Here is a 15,508-nt window from a genome sequence, read left to right as displayed (position 1 = left end):
ATATTTAAGTTAAGTTACTCCTTGTATATCATTGCTTTTAGTGTGGGTTTAATAAAAACGAGATGCTTATATCTCCATATTTATCCTAATTTAGAGTAGTAATAGATTAATAAAATGCTTAATTGATTATATTAATTCACTTGGCAATCGGTAGAAATTATATGTGTAATATATTTTTGACTAGAATGACAATTTTTTTTGGATAAAAAAACGGATTATGCCAAAACATAACCCGTTTTCGATTAAATATACTCAATGTGTGCCAATTACCACTTAAACGGCACGTTTACTGTAACGGCTGCACCTAAGTCATTGCGTGTTTCGTAATCAGTTTTAGATACCCAAACCTTCGCGTCAGTGCTGATGTCATAGTCAAAGTTATGCCACCAACCGAAATCAACACCTTTGATGGTTTCTGATTTAGGGAATAACTTGTTGCCATCAAAGTTAGATTTATTCACTTTCGCATACATGAGGCGGGTGCTGACACGGTTGTCATCATCGAGAGTGTATTCCACTTTGGTCGTGAGCATGCGCCCGTCACCGCCCATTGCGTGGCCTAGTGATGCACCTTGTTGGTAATAGCCATTTTTGTAGATAAAGTGGCGATACATTACGCCATCTTTGTCCCACTCTGTATGGGTGTTCGCGCCTTCAATATACCAATTTAGTGGCTGGCCCCATAAGGTGTGGTAGCCTTCGATACCACCCATAAAGGCGTTTTTCGATGGGAAGAGGTTAGCTTCGTCTTCACCCACCATTTGGCCATATAAGCTGACAGGTAAGTCGATTAATGGGTAAAGTTTTAGTTTGAAATCTAAACCGGCCAGTTGGTTACCTGGGTCATCGTGATAGTCACCGGTATTATCTCTACCGCCCATCGCATTCCAGAAAGAATTCCAGTTATTAGGGCGGCCATCGCCTCCCCACATGACCACGCGTGAACCACCGAGTTCGAAGAAATCAGTTGGGTTCATGGTCATGCGCAGGCCAATCAGTTTAGTATTTTTGGGATCATACTGTTTGAATTGTGCAGCTGTTAACTGATATTGCCATGAACCAATCCAAGAAAGCCATGGGGTTTCAAATGGGCTTTGGTCTGCACGCTGAATTAAGAAACCGGTCATAGGGCGTGCGGCATCAGTTCGAATTAAGCTGCCGTCGTGGCCGGGGCCCCACCATTGTGGGATCTCACCAAAAGTTACCCACTGGTTCCAAATTTTTACACCACCGTATGAACCATTGAGGTTGTAATCAGAACCATTTTCAACACGTAAAGCACGTTCGCCATTCGCGGTGAGGTTTAAGTCTACATCGTCAGTGCTGTAGTTACCTGAAACGGTATAGCGAATATCACTATATTCACTTTGAGCAAAGCCTTGTGGCATTGAGTTGTGGCTAGATGCAAGGTGAGTTTCTAGTTGAACACTGTTTTTCTTACGGTCAAGGTTCTTTTTAATGCGCTGAATAATGGCTTCTTGTTCGCTATTAGTAATATTTGCATTATTTAAAGAACGTGTGATTTCTTCTTGGGACAGTGGCCAAGTAGATAAGCTAATTTGAATAACGTTACGTTCAGAAAGCCAAGCAAGGTCACTGCGTAAGTTGTTATCTGGTAGAACTAATCCCCCTGCAATGCTTTGTGCACTGATGGTTCCGAGCACAGCAAGTATTGCTAGCTTAGTGAGCTTGAAATTTTTCATTGATAAATCCATTTGAAGTTGAGTTCGCCTAATATTGAACAGGTTAATAAATGAAAACCTATAAATAGAGTTAAAATATGATTATTATCCGCCACATTATAAGTATCTTAATTTGCATTGAGTTGGGCTTCTGTGCTTTCTATTAACTCAGCTATCACACTTTAACTAAGTAATAACAGAATATCAGATTAATATGTTAGGTATAGGAATTAGTAACATCTTAAGATGTAAAGCGATATGCTTTTTACTAGGTTAGTACGTTGCTAATTTCAAAAATTCTTTTCTATTATTCTTTTTTTTGCGTGTGAAAAACAGCAAAATAGAGTTTTATATTGGTTAGGTATTTGGGGATTGTTGTTTCTAGATGCAATATAGGACTATTCCCTATTAATAGGTATAAGTTAACTGAAAAAATAAACCCCCATATTGAGAATGAAAATAAGGGGGTTTATTTGTATGAATAAAATTAATTTACCGGCCGTGTTCAGGTAGCCAGATTTGTAACCTTAAACCACCTAATGGGCTATCATCCGCCTTCACCCAACCTTTATGTTGTGTTATCGCGGTTTCAACAATTGCAAGACCTAAACCAGTCCCACCCGTCTCCCTGTCTCGAGCTTCATCCGTGCGGTAGAACGGACGGAAAATGTGCTCACGGTCAGCAGGGCTAACACCAGGGCTAACACCAGGGCCATCATCATCGACAGTGATTAAAATACCGTTATTTTCTTCTTTGAAATCAACGGCAATATGCGTGTGCGAATAGCGTAGTGCGTTACGCACAATATTTTCAAAAGCACTCCCGACAGCAGAAGGGTTGCAATATAGCGGCCAAGGTCCGGGGTTAGAAGTGACCTCGAGGGTTTTGTTCATTTGTTCGGCTTCAAAGCTAGCGTCATCTAAGATATCGCCCCAAAGTTCATCGGCTTTGATATTTTCACGCAAGATCTCGTTTTTGTGCTGGCTACGAGATAGCACCAGCAAATCGTTAATCATGCTATCTAGGCGATGGGTCTCGGTTTCGATGCGTTCTAACTCTTTACTTTCCCCATGGCGACGGCGCAATAAGGCTGTTGCTAACTGCAAACGTGTCAATGGAGTTCGTAATTCATGAGAAATATCAGAGATTAAGCGTTGCTGTGCGCTAACCATACCATCAAGGGCGCTGATCATCTGGTTAAAGCTATTCCCAGCAGACAAGAACTCTTGTGGGCCGGCTTCTAGCTCTGGGTGTGGCCGTAAATTTCCTTTCGCCACATCGTCGGCCGCCATTTTTAACTTACGAGCAGGGCGGGCAAGACTCCAAGATAGCCATAATAATAACGGAGCACTGATCAGCATTGTGGCAATCAGTAATAAGAAAGGCCTATCAAACAATAAGTTAATAAAGTCAGATTGCGGGCTGCTTGCTGGGCGAACTAAATATAGCTGGTAGTGGTCTTCCCCATCGCGAATGGAGAATGGCCCGAGGATTTCAGCTCGTCCATATTTTTTCTTTTTCGGGTGATCTGCGTTATCGGACTGGCCAATAAAGTTACGTATCACCTGCATTTCACTTGGCATAGCACCAATCACACGGCCTTCACTGGTGACGATAATCAACCGTTGGCCGGGAGGTGCCCATTTTTTGATGGCGTTAGAAATAGGCCGCCACCAAAGTAGGTCATTCATCGGAGCTTGTGCGAGTTCGGCTTCAATATGCTGCTCAAGCATCTCCCCTTGGCGTTGTTCACTTTCCATAAGGACGGTGATTTGCCGAGAGTCGAGCTTGGGCACCATCAGCACTAGCATTAATACTAGTGCGAGGGTAAACCAGAAGATCGCAAAGATCCTTGCGGTTAAGCTGTTGATCATGTGGCAGAAACCATTAAGTATCCACGGCCACGTAAGGTTTTAAACCACGGCTGGCCATCAGTGCGTTCCGGAAGTTTGCGGCGTAAGTTTGAAATATGCATATCAATAGCACGGTCAAACGGTGTTAAGCGCTTCCCAAGTACTTCTTGGCTAAGGTGTTCACGAGAAACAACTTGGCCTAGGTGCTGTGCGAGCAGATATAACAACGTAAATTCGGTACCTGTTAAGTCCAAAATTTCATCATCAAAGCTGGCTTCTTGGCGGCCTGGGTTAAGTTGCAGTTTATCAACTTGTAAAACAGGGGTATTGCTATTGTCGCCTTGGGTTTGTTCGCTCCAGTTAGAGCGGCGTAATAAAGCACGAATACGCGCGACCAGTTCACGGTCATTGAACGGTTTAGGTAGATAGTCGTCTGCACCTAATTCTAGGCCCAGAACTTTATCTAGCTCACTACCGCGAGCCGTTAACATGATTACGGGGGTCTGATGGATTTGGCGCAGTTCTTTTAATGTCTCAATACCATTTTTTTTCGGCATCATGACATCAAGTAGTAACAGGTCAATGGATGAGTCAATTTGCTGTAATGCCTGTTCACCATCATAGGCGATGACAACATTGAAACCTTCCATTTCCAGCAGTTCTTTTAATAGCGACGTGAGTTCACGGTCGTCATCAACTAATAGGATTTTATGCATTTTTTAAGTCCTCCAACTGCCAAAATACGATAACAATCTGTACGATTCCATGACTTTACGTTCTTTTACATGCTCTGACGCTAGTTTGCAGCCACAGGTGTATATTTGTTCACATTGAATCACGAGCACAGTTCGGAGACAAGGTGTCAAATGCTGAGAACAACACATAGCAAAGTACATAATACAGTACATAAAACCGCAATGTTAGTTTTAGCTTCTGCGTTTGTGTTCGGGCCAGCGGTTGCTTTTGCAGAAGAGCCACAAAGTGCTGCAAATGAAAGTTCAACACCTTTGATGTTACAGATGCAGTCTGAGCCAACTACGCCGTCAGGCAATGCGGTTGTGCCCTTTCAACATCATGAGTTATTTAGCAGTGAAGAACGTGCCAGTACCTTTATGTTTAATGGTATCACGTTAAATGAAAAACAGCGTCAGCAATTACGCGATTTAATGGCAACACAGCGCCATTATCATGTTGATAACACTGCTTTAGTTAAAGAACGTGAAGCGCTGCACAAATTAATTATAGCGGATAGCTTTGATGACAAAGCGGTTCGTGAAGAGAACTTGAAAAGCGAATGCAAAAAGAACTGGAACAACGTGTTGAAATGGCACGAATTCACCATGAATTGTACCAGTTGTTAACGCCAGAGCAGAAAACTGAGCTTGAAAATATTCACCAACACAAAATGGCGGAATTTCAAGCGATGCAGTTTCAGTAAATTTAGTTGTTAGTACCTATAGTAATGCCTGTAGTAATGCAAGTTAGTTAGTTTCATATATTGAGTTCCATAGTAAGTAGTGAAGTAGCAGTAAGTGAAGTTTTTCCTTGCCATAGACACCATCCCTGTCTTTTATAGCCCCTGTTAGGGGCTTTTTTTTTGTTTCTAAACTAGTCCTTTATTCATGATTGTTAACTATAGTTGATAACTAAACGAAGATTGCTAAGATAAAAACATAAAGACAAGGAGCAGTCTTATGATCACGGTTCTAACAACGGAATGTTTTGATAGTTGGATCAAAAATCTTAGAGATATTCGAGCTAAAACTAAAATTCTAATGAGAATTAGGCGGTTAAAAAATGGAATTATGGTGATGTTCAACCCATTGGTGATGGCTTTTCGGAACTGAGGGTACATGAAGGACAAGGGTATCGTGTTTATCTAAAGCAGAAAAACAATGTTATTGTAATTTTACTTTGTGGTGGGACAAAGGCAACGCAGCAGAAGGATATCCATAAAGCTAAACTCCTTTTTGGTGAAGTTGAGGGGGAACTATGAATACTAAATTAAAAGAAGTTGATATCGCTGAGTATTTAAACAGTGAAGAAGAAATACAAATGTATCTAAACGAAATTCTAGAAGAAGGTGACCCTAGTCTAGTTCTCGCTGCACTTGGTGATATTGCGAAGGCAAGAAATATGAGCCAATTAGCTAAAGAAGTTGGAATGAGTCGTGAAGGTTTATATAAGGCGCTATCAGGACAGGGAAATCCAACATTTATGACGATTATAAAAATCGTTAATTCTCTCGGATTAAAGCTACAGTTTAAGAGTATCTAAAAAATAGCTTATCTATGATTAGGCTAGCCATTAGCTAAGCTCACTATAAAAATAACGTATCCACCAAAGTAGGGTTCACTTTATGACTCAGATATTAACGACGCAAGATTATCGCAATATGCCTTGGAAAAATGGCCAAGGGTCGACACTTGAATTGGCACGCAGTCATGGTGAAGGTTTAGATGATTTTGATTGGCGAGTGTCTATTGCAGATGTTAAAGCGGCGGGATCATTTTCGTTTTTCCAAAATCGACAACGTATTATTGGAGTATTGGAAGGGGAAGGATTTATTTTACATGTGGGTAAGAACCCTGCGGTGACGTTAAAGCAAAAAGAGTTTTTTGCTTTTAATGGGGAAAGTGAGGTTTATGCGGAGCTTATCCAAGGTGCAATTCGTGATTTTAATGTCATCTATAATCCTGAAAAATATCAAGCCCGCTTACAATGGGTGAATACTGCGCTTATTAACTCTTGGGTCAGTGGAGCAAGTGAGATCTTAATTTTTAATATTACCCCTAATTTGGGGGTGACTATTAATTCAGATTGCTTTTATTTAAAACCATTCGAGACTCTACTAATCAAAGAAAATCGAGAGAATCTACAATTTACTATTGAGCAAAATACAGAAAATGATTTTTGCATTATTGAGTTATTTATTAAATAGTTAGAATTTTTTCACTCTAAATTTAAGTACTATTTGTATGAAGCTTATATAGTACTTATTATTGGAATAATATTCTGCCCATTTTGCAATTTTAGTCAAAACGTTATCAAATTCATATATTAGATAATTATGGCTTTATTCCTATTGTTATTTTTCGCAAAATTCATAGTCTTTAGCGTTGTTAAAAAATAATACCTATATACTAAAGGAAAATGTTCTATGAAGATGAAAGCGCTTGTGGCAGTTGCTGTTTCTGCTGTCATTTTAACGGGTTGTAAAAATTTAGACCAAGGGATGTTGACTAACTCAGGTATGCAATTATTCCAAGCGGCAACACTGAGTGATGCAGACGTTAAAAAATTCAGTGATGAATCATGTAAAGAAATGGATGCGCAAAACAAAATCGCACCAGCGTCTAGCAAATATGCAAAACGTTTAGATAAAATCGCAAAAGCATTGGGTAACGAAGTTGATGGTACCCCAGTAAACTATAAAGTTTATATGACTAGCGATGTAAATGCATGGGCGATGGCGAATGGTTGTGTACGTGTATACAGTGGCCTGATGGATGTGATGAATGACAATGAAGTCGAAGGTGTTTTAGGTCATGAAATGGGCCACGTTGCATTAGGTCATACACGTAAAGCTATGCAAGTTGCTTATGCAACGGTTGCTGCACGTACTGCTGCATCATCAGCGGGTGGCGTAGCAGAACAACTGAGCGCATCACAAGTTGCTGCACTGGGTGAAAAACTGATTAACTCACAGTTCTCTCAGCACCAAGAAAGTGAAGCTGATAACTTCTCTTACGATTTACTGAAAAAACGCGGTGTTAAAACTGAAGGTTTAGTTACTGGTTTTGAAAAATTAGCGAAAATGGGTAGCAGTGAAACAAGTATGTTTGATTCTCACCCACCATCAAGCGAGCGCGCACAAAACATCCGTGACCGTATTGCTGCTGACAAAAAATAATATTTAATTATTGATGTTAGTTGGATGTCGTTCTGGTGTAGTAATGTGATGATATATTGCTACACCAATCACTTATTCCCTGCTGTTTATCTCAATATTACTTTTCTTATATTACAAATCAGAACTTATCCCGTTGTACTCCTGTAACTGACTCTCTATCTTGTTAATTAAACGATATTCAGGTTTTTTCGTAATTTTGCAAATTTTCGTTTGATAAAACGTTAGCAAGGAAAAAAGATGGAAAAAGTGCAGAGAATTTCTCTTTTAGCTAAGGGGTTATCGGGAACCTGCCGTTTATTAACTGGCGTTCGCACTCGTTGGGTCGGGTGCCAACCTTCAATGGCTTCACGTATTTATTATGCCAATCATTCCAGTCATCTTGATGGTTTGGTTATTTGGTCTGGGTTGCCGCCGTTAATGCGCCATTTTGTTCACCCTGTTGCCGCTAAAGATTATTGGGTTAAGACACCATTTCGGCGTTATTTAGTTAATAAGGTTTTTCGCGCTGTATTAGTCGATAGAAAAGGCGATAAGCCCGCACAAAATAATACATTAGCTCCTTTAGAATCAGTATTAGAGTCAAAGCATTCATTAATATTTTTTCCTGAGGGTACGCGTGGAGATGGGGAAACGCTAAGTCAATTTAAAAGTGGGCTCTACCATCTCGCGAAAAAATACCCTGATGTTGAAGTTGTTCCAGTCTATTTGGAAAATTTAAATCGTGTATTACCGAAGGGGTCAAAGCTTGTTGTGCCTGTGATTTGCTCAGCTATCGTTGGTAAGCCTCTGGAGCCTATTATGGAGAATGAAAATAAAATCGACTTTTTGCAGCGAGCCAAAGAAGCACTTGAGGAGCTAATGCCATGAGTATTGGGGACAGGGAATTAGTATTATTGTTGTCAGGTGTGTTTGGGATACTAGTATTTGCTAGTGTTATTGGTGGTATTCTTGCATATCGTTATTCAGGTGAAAAAAGTAACCCAACTATTGATAATTTGAATGCTCGTATCCGCGCATGGTGGGTTATGTGCATTATTTGTGTACTTGCTGTGGTGCTTGGCAATATAGGTGTCGTGATCTTATTCGCACTGATATCGTTCTTTGCACTAAGAGAGTTTATTACCTTAACGCCAACACGGCGAAGTGACCACGAGGCATTATTTTGGTGCTTCTTTGTTTTTATTCCATTGCAATATGTATTGGTAGGTATTGAATGGTATGGGTTATTTTCAATTTTCGTACCTGTTTTTGTATTCCTTTTCTTGCCTACCCGTATTGCTTTAGCTGGAGATACCTTTCATTTTCTTGAACGCACTGCAAAAATTCAGTGGGGGATGTTGGTGGCTGTTTTCTGTTTAAGCCACGTCCCTGCGTTATTGATGTTGAATATTCAAGGCTATGAAGGCGAAAACGTAAAATTATTACTTTTCTTGATTATTGTGACGCAAATTTCAGATGTGTTGCAGTATGTTTTTGGCAAGTTAATGGGTAAGCGGCCTATTGTGCCTAAGTTGAGCCCAAATAAGACCATTGAAGGTTTTATTGGCGGAGTATTATCTTCAGTACTCATTGGTGTTTGTCTTTACTGGGTAACCCCGTTTAGCTGGTGGGTTGCGGGGCTGATGTCATTCGCTATTACCATTATGGGGTTTGTGGGTGGGTTATGTATGTCAGCAATTAAGCGTGATAGTGGTATTAAAGATTTTGGGGCGATTATTGAAGGGCATGGTGGGATGCTGGATCGTATTGACTCATTGTGTTTTGCTGCGCCTATTTTTTTCCATTTAACGCGTTATTACTATACATAATCCCATTTTATTTTCGTTTTTGTTCGTTAATCAAAAGAGCACCAAAATGGTGCTTTTCTTTTGTTTTATAGGTACAGCATCGAAGGAATTTAAGTGTTATCATTAATACTTAATTTTTATTTCAAACTAAGGTATGACTAGGGTAATACGCTGTATTTTGTACTCTAGGGCTTTTTTTACCTTGAAGGATTTACCTATTGGGGTGATCGGCTAGAATTATGTAAACTGGATCACAATAAAACATAAAAGCTTGATGGAAAGCAGATGCATAATTCACTCTTTGCCGTATTATGCTGTTAGGTGAATCAATTCAGCACTAGTCAGTCAGTGTAATTAGCGTTAAAAAGATTAACAGCGTAACGGTTTTATCGATTTGCAATTTTATGTTCATTAATCAGAGGTCATCATGGTCAAGCAGATTAAAAGAATTGGGGTTTTAACGAGTGGTGGTGACGCGCCAGGCATGAATGCCGCTATCCGCGGTGTGGTTCGTGCGGCACTAGGTGAAGGTTTAGAAGTCATGGGTATTTTTGACGGTTACCTTGGCTTATATGAAAACCGCATGAAGCAATTAGACCGGTATAGCGTGTCGGATATGATTAACCGTGGTGGTACCTTTTTAGGTTCAGCTCGTTTTCCACAATTCCGTGATGAAAAAGTGCGTGCAGTCGCATTTGATAATCTGAAGAAAAACCATATTGACGCATTAGTTGTCATCGGTGGTGATGGCTCTTATTTGGGGGCTAAAGCACTGACGGAAGCAGGGTTCCCATGTATTGGTCTACCGGGAACGATTGATAATGACGTTGCTGGTACAGACTATACCATCGGCTATTTTACTGCCCTCGAAACGGTTGTTGAGGCCATTGACCGCCTTCGTGATACTTCGACTTCCCATAAACGTATTTCGATTGTTGAAGTCATGGGGCGTTACTGTGGTGATTTAACATTATCTGCTGCGATTGCAGGGGGCTGTGAATTCTTAGTATTACCTGAGCAAGAAATGGCTTTTGACCGCGAAGAACTCTTATCTGAAATCAAGCGTGGTATTGAAAAAGGTAAACGCCATGCGATTGTCGCTATTACCGAACACGTTTGTGATGTGGGTGAGTTAGCGAAATATATAGAGCAAGAAACACATCATGAAACTCGCGCAACGGTTCTAGGCCATATCCAGCGTGGCGGATCTCCAGTTGCTTATGACCGCATTTTGGCATCACGCATGGGAGCCTATTCCATTCAACTTCTGTTAGAAGGCTATGGTGGGCGCTGTGTTGGTATCCAAAATGAAAAATTAGTTCATCATGACATTATTGATGCTGTTATGAATATGAAGCGCGTCTTTAAGAAAGATTGGTTTGATACGGCGAAGAAGCTGTACTAATTCTTCCTCTTCTTTTTCTTCGTCATATTTTGAGCTGTGACGTTGTTGGCAGCTCTCGGTTACTCGGGTCACATACTTATGTATGCACCCCGAGCTGCCGCCTAGTCACAACTCAAACTATTTGGAGAAACTAGCGGGATATATAATGAAAATCAATCAAATGCAGTTCAATGCTTAATGGGATAGTTATTTGATTATTTGAAGTCCATTGCTTGTGAAAAGTATTTATAAAAATCACAAATAGATTTATTTTACATAAGTAATAAATATAGTTTGTATATTTTCAATATTGGGTTATGGCAACAATCGGTCCACAATTGGAAGGGTAGGTAAAGCGACAATTATGATATAGATGCAAATTTTCAGTGTAGTACGCTATTCCGTGCATACGTGTCGATGAAGGATATGGTTGCACTTAATTGATGTTAATTTGATGCACTTGTATTATGAGTTTTTTTGGTTGGGTAACTTATTAATTGTATTGAGTAATTATGCTAACGATGAGCTTAAGCTTCATATAATAATTTTTAGTTAATGCTTACCTTTTTGAGAAAAGTTTGCTCTGAACAGTTTGTTATCTCGTCCTGGTGAAATATTAAACATTCGCGAATATTCACGGGTGAACTGCGATACACTGTTATAACCAACTGCAGAAGCTGCGTGAGTGATACTCACACCATTTGTTAACATCTGATTTCTAGCATGAATTAGACGTAGTTGTTTCTGAAATTGTAGAGGGGTAAGTGTGGTGAGTAATCTGAAATATTTATGGAATACCGGTACGCTCATACCTACGCTACTGGCTAGTTCTTTGATTTTGATTGGGTACATAAAATCATTACGCAATTTTTCTATTGCACGACTCACTTTCACAGAATGACTGTCCATTGCACCAAGAGCCCTGATGGCTTCTCCATGCTCACTCCTGAGCAACCAGTAATGTAACTCACGTATTAACCCTTTACCAAGGATGTTAAGTGCTTCATGTTCTTCGAACAGCCTTACCAGACGACATGCTGTATCTGCCACATTAGTTCGAATGGGTTCAATATGGATATTACTTGCCGATCGATTTCTCTTAATTTTCATAGCGCTCAAGAGTTCACTAAGGAGCGAAATATCCAGTTCTAGAACAAGTGAATAATAGGGCTCTCCAGCACTAGCTCTTGTTATCAGGCCCTCTATAGGAATATCTGCGGATATAACCATCGCTTCTCCGGGACCATACTCAAAGCTGTTAGAGCCTGTTGTTACACGTTTTCGCCCCTGTAACATCATCGCGACAAGTGGCCTTGATACTGCTACCTGTAATTCTCCTTGATGGATAGAGCGTACGATAGTCAACCCCGAAACAGGTGTAGTAATAACACCGTTAAAAACGGCCCGAGCATCGGCATAGTGACGGCAGAGATTTAATAGTTCGTTGTTCATATAGTGTTTCCAAGCAAGATCATATGTGAATATTATGTTTTTTTCACACTTGCAACACCATATTTCCCCCCTTAAATGCCATAAAAATATTATCAGGCAAAAAAATATCCAATATCAGGCAATGCAGTACTCCTAAATTCCTTTACTGTATATGTATCGACAAGGCAATAAAAGTAAATACATATAATGAGCAAAATTTCTTTCGGAATAAGGGCCCACCTCGAATCCTATTATTTCTAATACTCAGCTTAGCGATAAAATCATTGATTCCTAAAAAGGTAATGAAGAGTAGTAAAGAAAGTTATAGCCGAAATTCTGTTTATAGATATTGAAACTTTAGATGAGTAGGTAATCTGAGACTGCTTATATCAGACTAAGACTTTTAACTTATAAGGTATATTTATATGAATAATATTCAAAAATTTTATGATCTACGTTCTAAAAATTCTATTATAGATGATTCAGTTTTACTGAGTCTTTTTGACTCCCTTCCTATAATTACATCAGATGAGATGTTAGGTAAGTGGAAAGGTGGTGATTTCAAAACAGGTCATTGGGGGAATAAAGCCTTAGCGGAAATGAAATGGTACGGTAAATGGTTTAAAAGCAAATTTGATGTGCTTCCAATCATTTGTTTCAATGATGAGGGTAAACTTTTTTCTAATAAGATAATGAAAGGAGAAGCATCTATTCTTGATGTGAGCTTTAGAGGAAAAACGTCTGCAACCATGATTTATGATGGAGTGCCAATTTTTGACCACTTTAGGAAAGTCGATAATAATATTGTTTTCGGGCTAATGGATGGTAAGCATATTGAAGGGTTTCCCGACATTGTTGATAACGGTAAATACTATTTCTTTTTTCTAGAAAGAATAGCCAAATATCCTGCTAAGTTTATTGAGCAATAAAAAAACAAAATTTTAATTGTGTATTAGGAGTGAGTGAATAAGCCAATTTATATTATTAAATTTTATATTCAAGATATAAAGAGTAAATGACATTTAATTTATTTAAAATCTGGGTTGTTCTCGCTGTCATTAAATTAATCATTAATTTATATAAATAATAAAGAGAATACTATGTCGATAAAAATACTTGGGTATGCAGCTAAAAGTAATAAGAGTCCACTAGCTCCTTTTGTTTTCGAACGTCGAGATCTTCGCGAAGATGATGTTTTAATTGATATTGAATACTGTGGAGTCTGTCATACTGATATTCATCAAAGTAGAAATGATTGGGGTGTTTCTCAATATCCTATTGTTCCTGGACATGAAATTGTTGGACGTATTTCTAATATAGGAAATAAAGTTTCAAAGTTTAAAGTTGGTGATATTGTAGGAATTGGATTTATAGTAGATTCTTGTCAAGACTGTACATATTGTAAATCAGATTTGGAACAGTATTGTGAAGAGGGTCCAACCCAAACCTTTAATAGTTTAGATCGTTATGATGGACGAATGACTTATGGAGGGTATTCTAAAAAAATTGTTTGCAGTGAAAATTTTGTTGTAAAAGTACCTAAAAATTTAGATTTAAAAGCAGTTCCACCAATATTATGTGCTGGTATTACAACTTGGTCTCCGTTAAGGCATTGGAAAGTGGGTAACGGAACTAAGCTTGCTATTGTGGGATTAGGTGGCTTGGGTCATATGGCTATTAAACTAGCTCATGCTTTAGGGGCAGAGATTACATTAATAACTAGTTCAAAATCCAAAATAGCTGATGCGATCCGTTTAGGTGCCCATCATGTTGTGTTATCAACAGATGAAGCTAAGATGGCAGAGATTAAAAATCAGTTTGATATCATCATTGATACTATCCCTTATGAGCATGATTTAAAACCATATGTTTCTACATTAACATTAGATGGAACATTGGTTCTTGTTGGTTACATCGGTGAATTTAACACGAGTTCAGTTCCGTTATATCTTGGAAGAAAATCTATTTCGGCTTCATTAATCGGTGGTATTAAAGAAACTCAGGAATTACTTGATTTCTGTGGGGAACACAATATTGTTGCAGAGATTGAGTTGATTAATATAGAAAATATTAATCAAGCATATGAACGTATGTTGAAAAGTGATGTTAAATATCGCTTTGTAATCGACAATAGTTCGTTCTGATAATGTTTTAGCCGGTTCTTGTAGCGCGGCAGAATTGATTGTATTTATGCCAATATGATATGAAAAGCACCATTACAAAGTTTAATTAAGGTATTAGGCTGAGCTAGAAATCTCATTTCAGAGACTCATTGTATGAATGCATTTGGTTCTGCCGCATTAAGAATAAATAGGGTAATTTAGTTGCTTTCCAGGATGAGTTACTCAGACTTTAATTTGAAAAGCGTTCAAATGTCTTCACTATTTCACTAATATCATTGCTCTATGCATCCGTTGATATCTGGTTTATTTGTTAATACAGATTACCTCTATAGAAATTAAGGAGTAAACCACCCGCTATGTGGGGTGGTTATCACTCTATTTTCCTAATTGCTCAAGGGAATCAATAAACATATCCCATAATTGCGGATTATCTAATTTAGTGGCAGCTTGGGTATGGCATTCTGCTTTAATGGGTTGACGAAAATCTGTGACTGTCATTCCCGTTGTTAGAGCACCTTGCAATTCAATATTAATTGGAGCTTTGATTGTTTCCATTATCGATGGGTCGATAACATAAGCAACAGCGCATAAATCATGAACTGGGGCATGGTCACTATGTCCTTTTTGCTGACGATAACTAGCAGTGTAGTTATTGAGGGACTCAACAACAAAATGGCTTAGCCGAGTATTTAACGCCTTAATCTTTTCTATGATTTGGTCATCTGGGCGTGCTTGATAGGCTAGGTCTAATCCAACCATTGTGATAGGCCAAGTTTCATTAAATACGATATGGGCGGCTTCAGGATCTATGAGGATATTAAATTCAGCAACAGCTGTGCTGTTGCCTGTATGGTAGCCACCCCCCATTAAAACTACCTCTTTCACTAATCCTACAATTTCTGGCGCCTTTCTTGCTGCTAATGCAATATTTGTAAGTCCCCCTATCGGAACGAGAGTTACTGTTTTTGGTGGGTGAGATTTAATGGTATCAATAATTAAGTCAACGGCATGTCGTTTATCAATAGGTAGTTTAGGTTCTGGAAGTTGTGACCTATCAATACCTGTTACTTTATGAGTTTTTAAACCTTTTTGTATTGTCCTGACTAAAGGGCGAGAACAACCTGCTGCGATAGGAATATTATTTGCACCGATTAATTCCATAACAGCGCGTGTATTATAAGTGACTTCATCTAAAGTTTTGTTTCCAGCAGCCGTTGTTACGGCAAGTAAATCAATATTCGGATTACCTAATGCTAAAAAAATAGCCATTGCATCATCATGACCGGGGTCACAGTCGATAATAATTTTATTTTTAGACATTTTTTTTCCTTTTA

The 15,508-nt window shown here is 38.9% G+C and carries 16 protein-coding genes; 11 read left to right on the top strand and 5 right to left on the bottom strand.

Annotation, left to right across the window (positions count from 1 at the left end):
• Nucleotides 1–266: 266 nt before the first annotated feature.
• The 3 genes from M1F17_RS20040 to cpxR form a co-directional block, all read right to left on the bottom strand.
• A complete protein-coding gene (locus M1F17_RS20040; protein ID WP_318837130.1) occupies nt 267–1,703 on the bottom strand; it encodes a capsule assembly Wzi family protein in 1,437 nt (478 codons plus the stop codon).
• Between the two features lie 471 nt (nt 1,704–2,174).
• Nucleotides 2,175–3,557 carry an envelope stress sensor histidine kinase CpxA gene (cpxA, locus tag M1F17_RS20035; RefSeq protein ID WP_318837129.1) on the bottom strand — a complete coding sequence of 461 codons (1,383 nt, stop codon included), beginning with the start codon at nt 3,555–3,557 and terminating at the stop codon, nt 2,175–2,177.
• Nucleotides 3,554–4,252: an envelope stress response regulator transcription factor CpxR gene (cpxR, locus tag M1F17_RS20030; RefSeq protein WP_004265224.1), complete on the bottom strand. Its 699-nt coding sequence runs from the start codon at nt 4,250–4,252 to the stop codon at nt 3,554–3,556. Before cpxR ends, cpxA begins: the two co-directional genes overlap by 4 nt.
• A gap of 150 nt (nt 4,253–4,402) precedes the next feature.
• Here cpxR and M1F17_RS20025 point away from each other — a divergent pair, with 150 nt between their 5' ends.
• From M1F17_RS20025 to pfkA, 9 genes are all read left to right on the top strand, one after another.
• Nucleotides 4,403–4,897 carry a Spy/CpxP family protein refolding chaperone gene (locus M1F17_RS20025; RefSeq protein ID WP_318837128.1) on the top strand — a complete coding sequence of 165 codons (495 nt, stop codon included), beginning with the start codon at nt 4,403–4,405 and terminating at the stop codon, nt 4,895–4,897.
• Nucleotides 4,831–4,974 (top strand): Spy/CpxP family protein refolding chaperone, encoded by a 144-nt coding sequence (locus M1F17_RS20020; protein ID WP_318837127.1) that lies wholly within the window; start codon nt 4,831–4,833, stop codon nt 4,972–4,974. Before M1F17_RS20025 ends, M1F17_RS20020 begins: the two co-directional genes overlap by 67 nt.
• A 384-nt stretch (nt 4,975–5,358) precedes the next feature.
• Nucleotides 5,359–5,532: a type II toxin-antitoxin system RelE/ParE family toxin gene (locus tag M1F17_RS22595; RefSeq protein ID WP_413242992.1), complete on the top strand. Its 174-nt coding sequence runs from the start codon at nt 5,359–5,361 to the stop codon at nt 5,530–5,532.
• Nucleotides 5,529–5,813 (top strand): addiction module antidote protein, encoded by a 285-nt coding sequence (locus M1F17_RS20010; protein ID WP_318837126.1) that lies wholly within the window; start codon nt 5,529–5,531, stop codon nt 5,811–5,813. Before M1F17_RS22595 ends, M1F17_RS20010 begins: the two co-directional genes overlap by 4 nt.
• Nucleotides 5,814–5,895: 82 nt before the next feature.
• On the top strand, nt 5,896–6,477 hold the full coding sequence (locus M1F17_RS20005) for a HutD family protein (RefSeq protein WP_318837125.1): 582 nt from the start codon (nt 5,896–5,898) through the stop codon (nt 6,475–6,477).
• 219 nt (nt 6,478–6,696) lie between these two features.
• A complete protein-coding gene (locus M1F17_RS20000; protein ID WP_004265231.1) occupies nt 6,697–7,449 on the top strand; it encodes a M48 family metallopeptidase in 753 nt (250 codons plus the stop codon).
• Between the two features lie 237 nt (nt 7,450–7,686).
• A complete protein-coding gene (locus M1F17_RS19995; protein ID WP_164456203.1) occupies nt 7,687–8,316 on the top strand; it encodes a lysophospholipid acyltransferase family protein in 630 nt (209 codons plus the stop codon).
• Nucleotides 8,313–9,257 (top strand): phosphatidate cytidylyltransferase, encoded by a 945-nt coding sequence (locus tag M1F17_RS19990; RefSeq protein WP_004265235.1) that lies wholly within the window; start codon nt 8,313–8,315, stop codon nt 9,255–9,257. Before M1F17_RS19995 ends, M1F17_RS19990 begins: the two co-directional genes overlap by 4 nt.
• A gap of 406 nt (nt 9,258–9,663) precedes the next feature.
• Nucleotides 9,664–10,641 (top strand): 6-phosphofructokinase, encoded by a 978-nt coding sequence (gene pfkA, locus M1F17_RS19985; RefSeq protein ID WP_004265237.1) that lies wholly within the window; start codon nt 9,664–9,666, stop codon nt 10,639–10,641.
• 531 nt (nt 10,642–11,172) lie between these two features.
• Here pfkA and M1F17_RS19980 read toward each other — a convergent pair.
• On the bottom strand, nt 11,173–12,072 hold the full coding sequence (locus M1F17_RS19980) for an AraC family transcriptional regulator (RefSeq protein WP_094961884.1): 900 nt from the start codon (nt 12,070–12,072) through the stop codon (nt 11,173–11,175).
• 404 nt (nt 12,073–12,476) lie between these two features.
• Here M1F17_RS19980 and M1F17_RS19975 point away from each other — a divergent pair, with 404 nt between their 5' ends.
• Both M1F17_RS19975 and M1F17_RS19970 read left to right on the top strand, forming a co-directional pair.
• Nucleotides 12,477–12,980 carry a DUF4334 domain-containing protein gene (locus tag M1F17_RS19975; RefSeq protein WP_004265242.1) on the top strand — a complete coding sequence of 168 codons (504 nt, stop codon included), beginning with the start codon at nt 12,477–12,479 and terminating at the stop codon, nt 12,978–12,980.
• Between the two features lie 171 nt (nt 12,981–13,151).
• Complete coding sequence (locus M1F17_RS19970; RefSeq protein WP_004265244.1) at nt 13,152–14,195, top strand: NAD(P)-dependent alcohol dehydrogenase; 1,044 nt, start codon at nt 13,152–13,154, stop codon at nt 14,193–14,195.
• A gap of 354 nt (nt 14,196–14,549) precedes the next feature.
• Here the strand turns inward: M1F17_RS19970 and M1F17_RS19965 are convergent, their stop codons facing one another.
• Nucleotides 14,550–15,494 carry a nucleoside hydrolase gene (locus M1F17_RS19965; protein WP_196724870.1) on the bottom strand — a complete coding sequence of 315 codons (945 nt, stop codon included), beginning with the start codon at nt 15,492–15,494 and terminating at the stop codon, nt 14,550–14,552.
• Between the last annotated feature and the right edge of the window lie 14 nt (nt 15,495–15,508).

The organism is Providencia sp. PROV073 (assembly GCF_033688125.1).
Classification (GTDB): Bacteria; Pseudomonadota; Gammaproteobacteria; order Enterobacterales; family Enterobacteriaceae; genus Providencia; species Providencia hangzhouensis.
The sequence above is the reverse complement of the archived record's forward strand: the minus strand, read 5'-3'. Positions and strand labels throughout refer to the sequence as shown.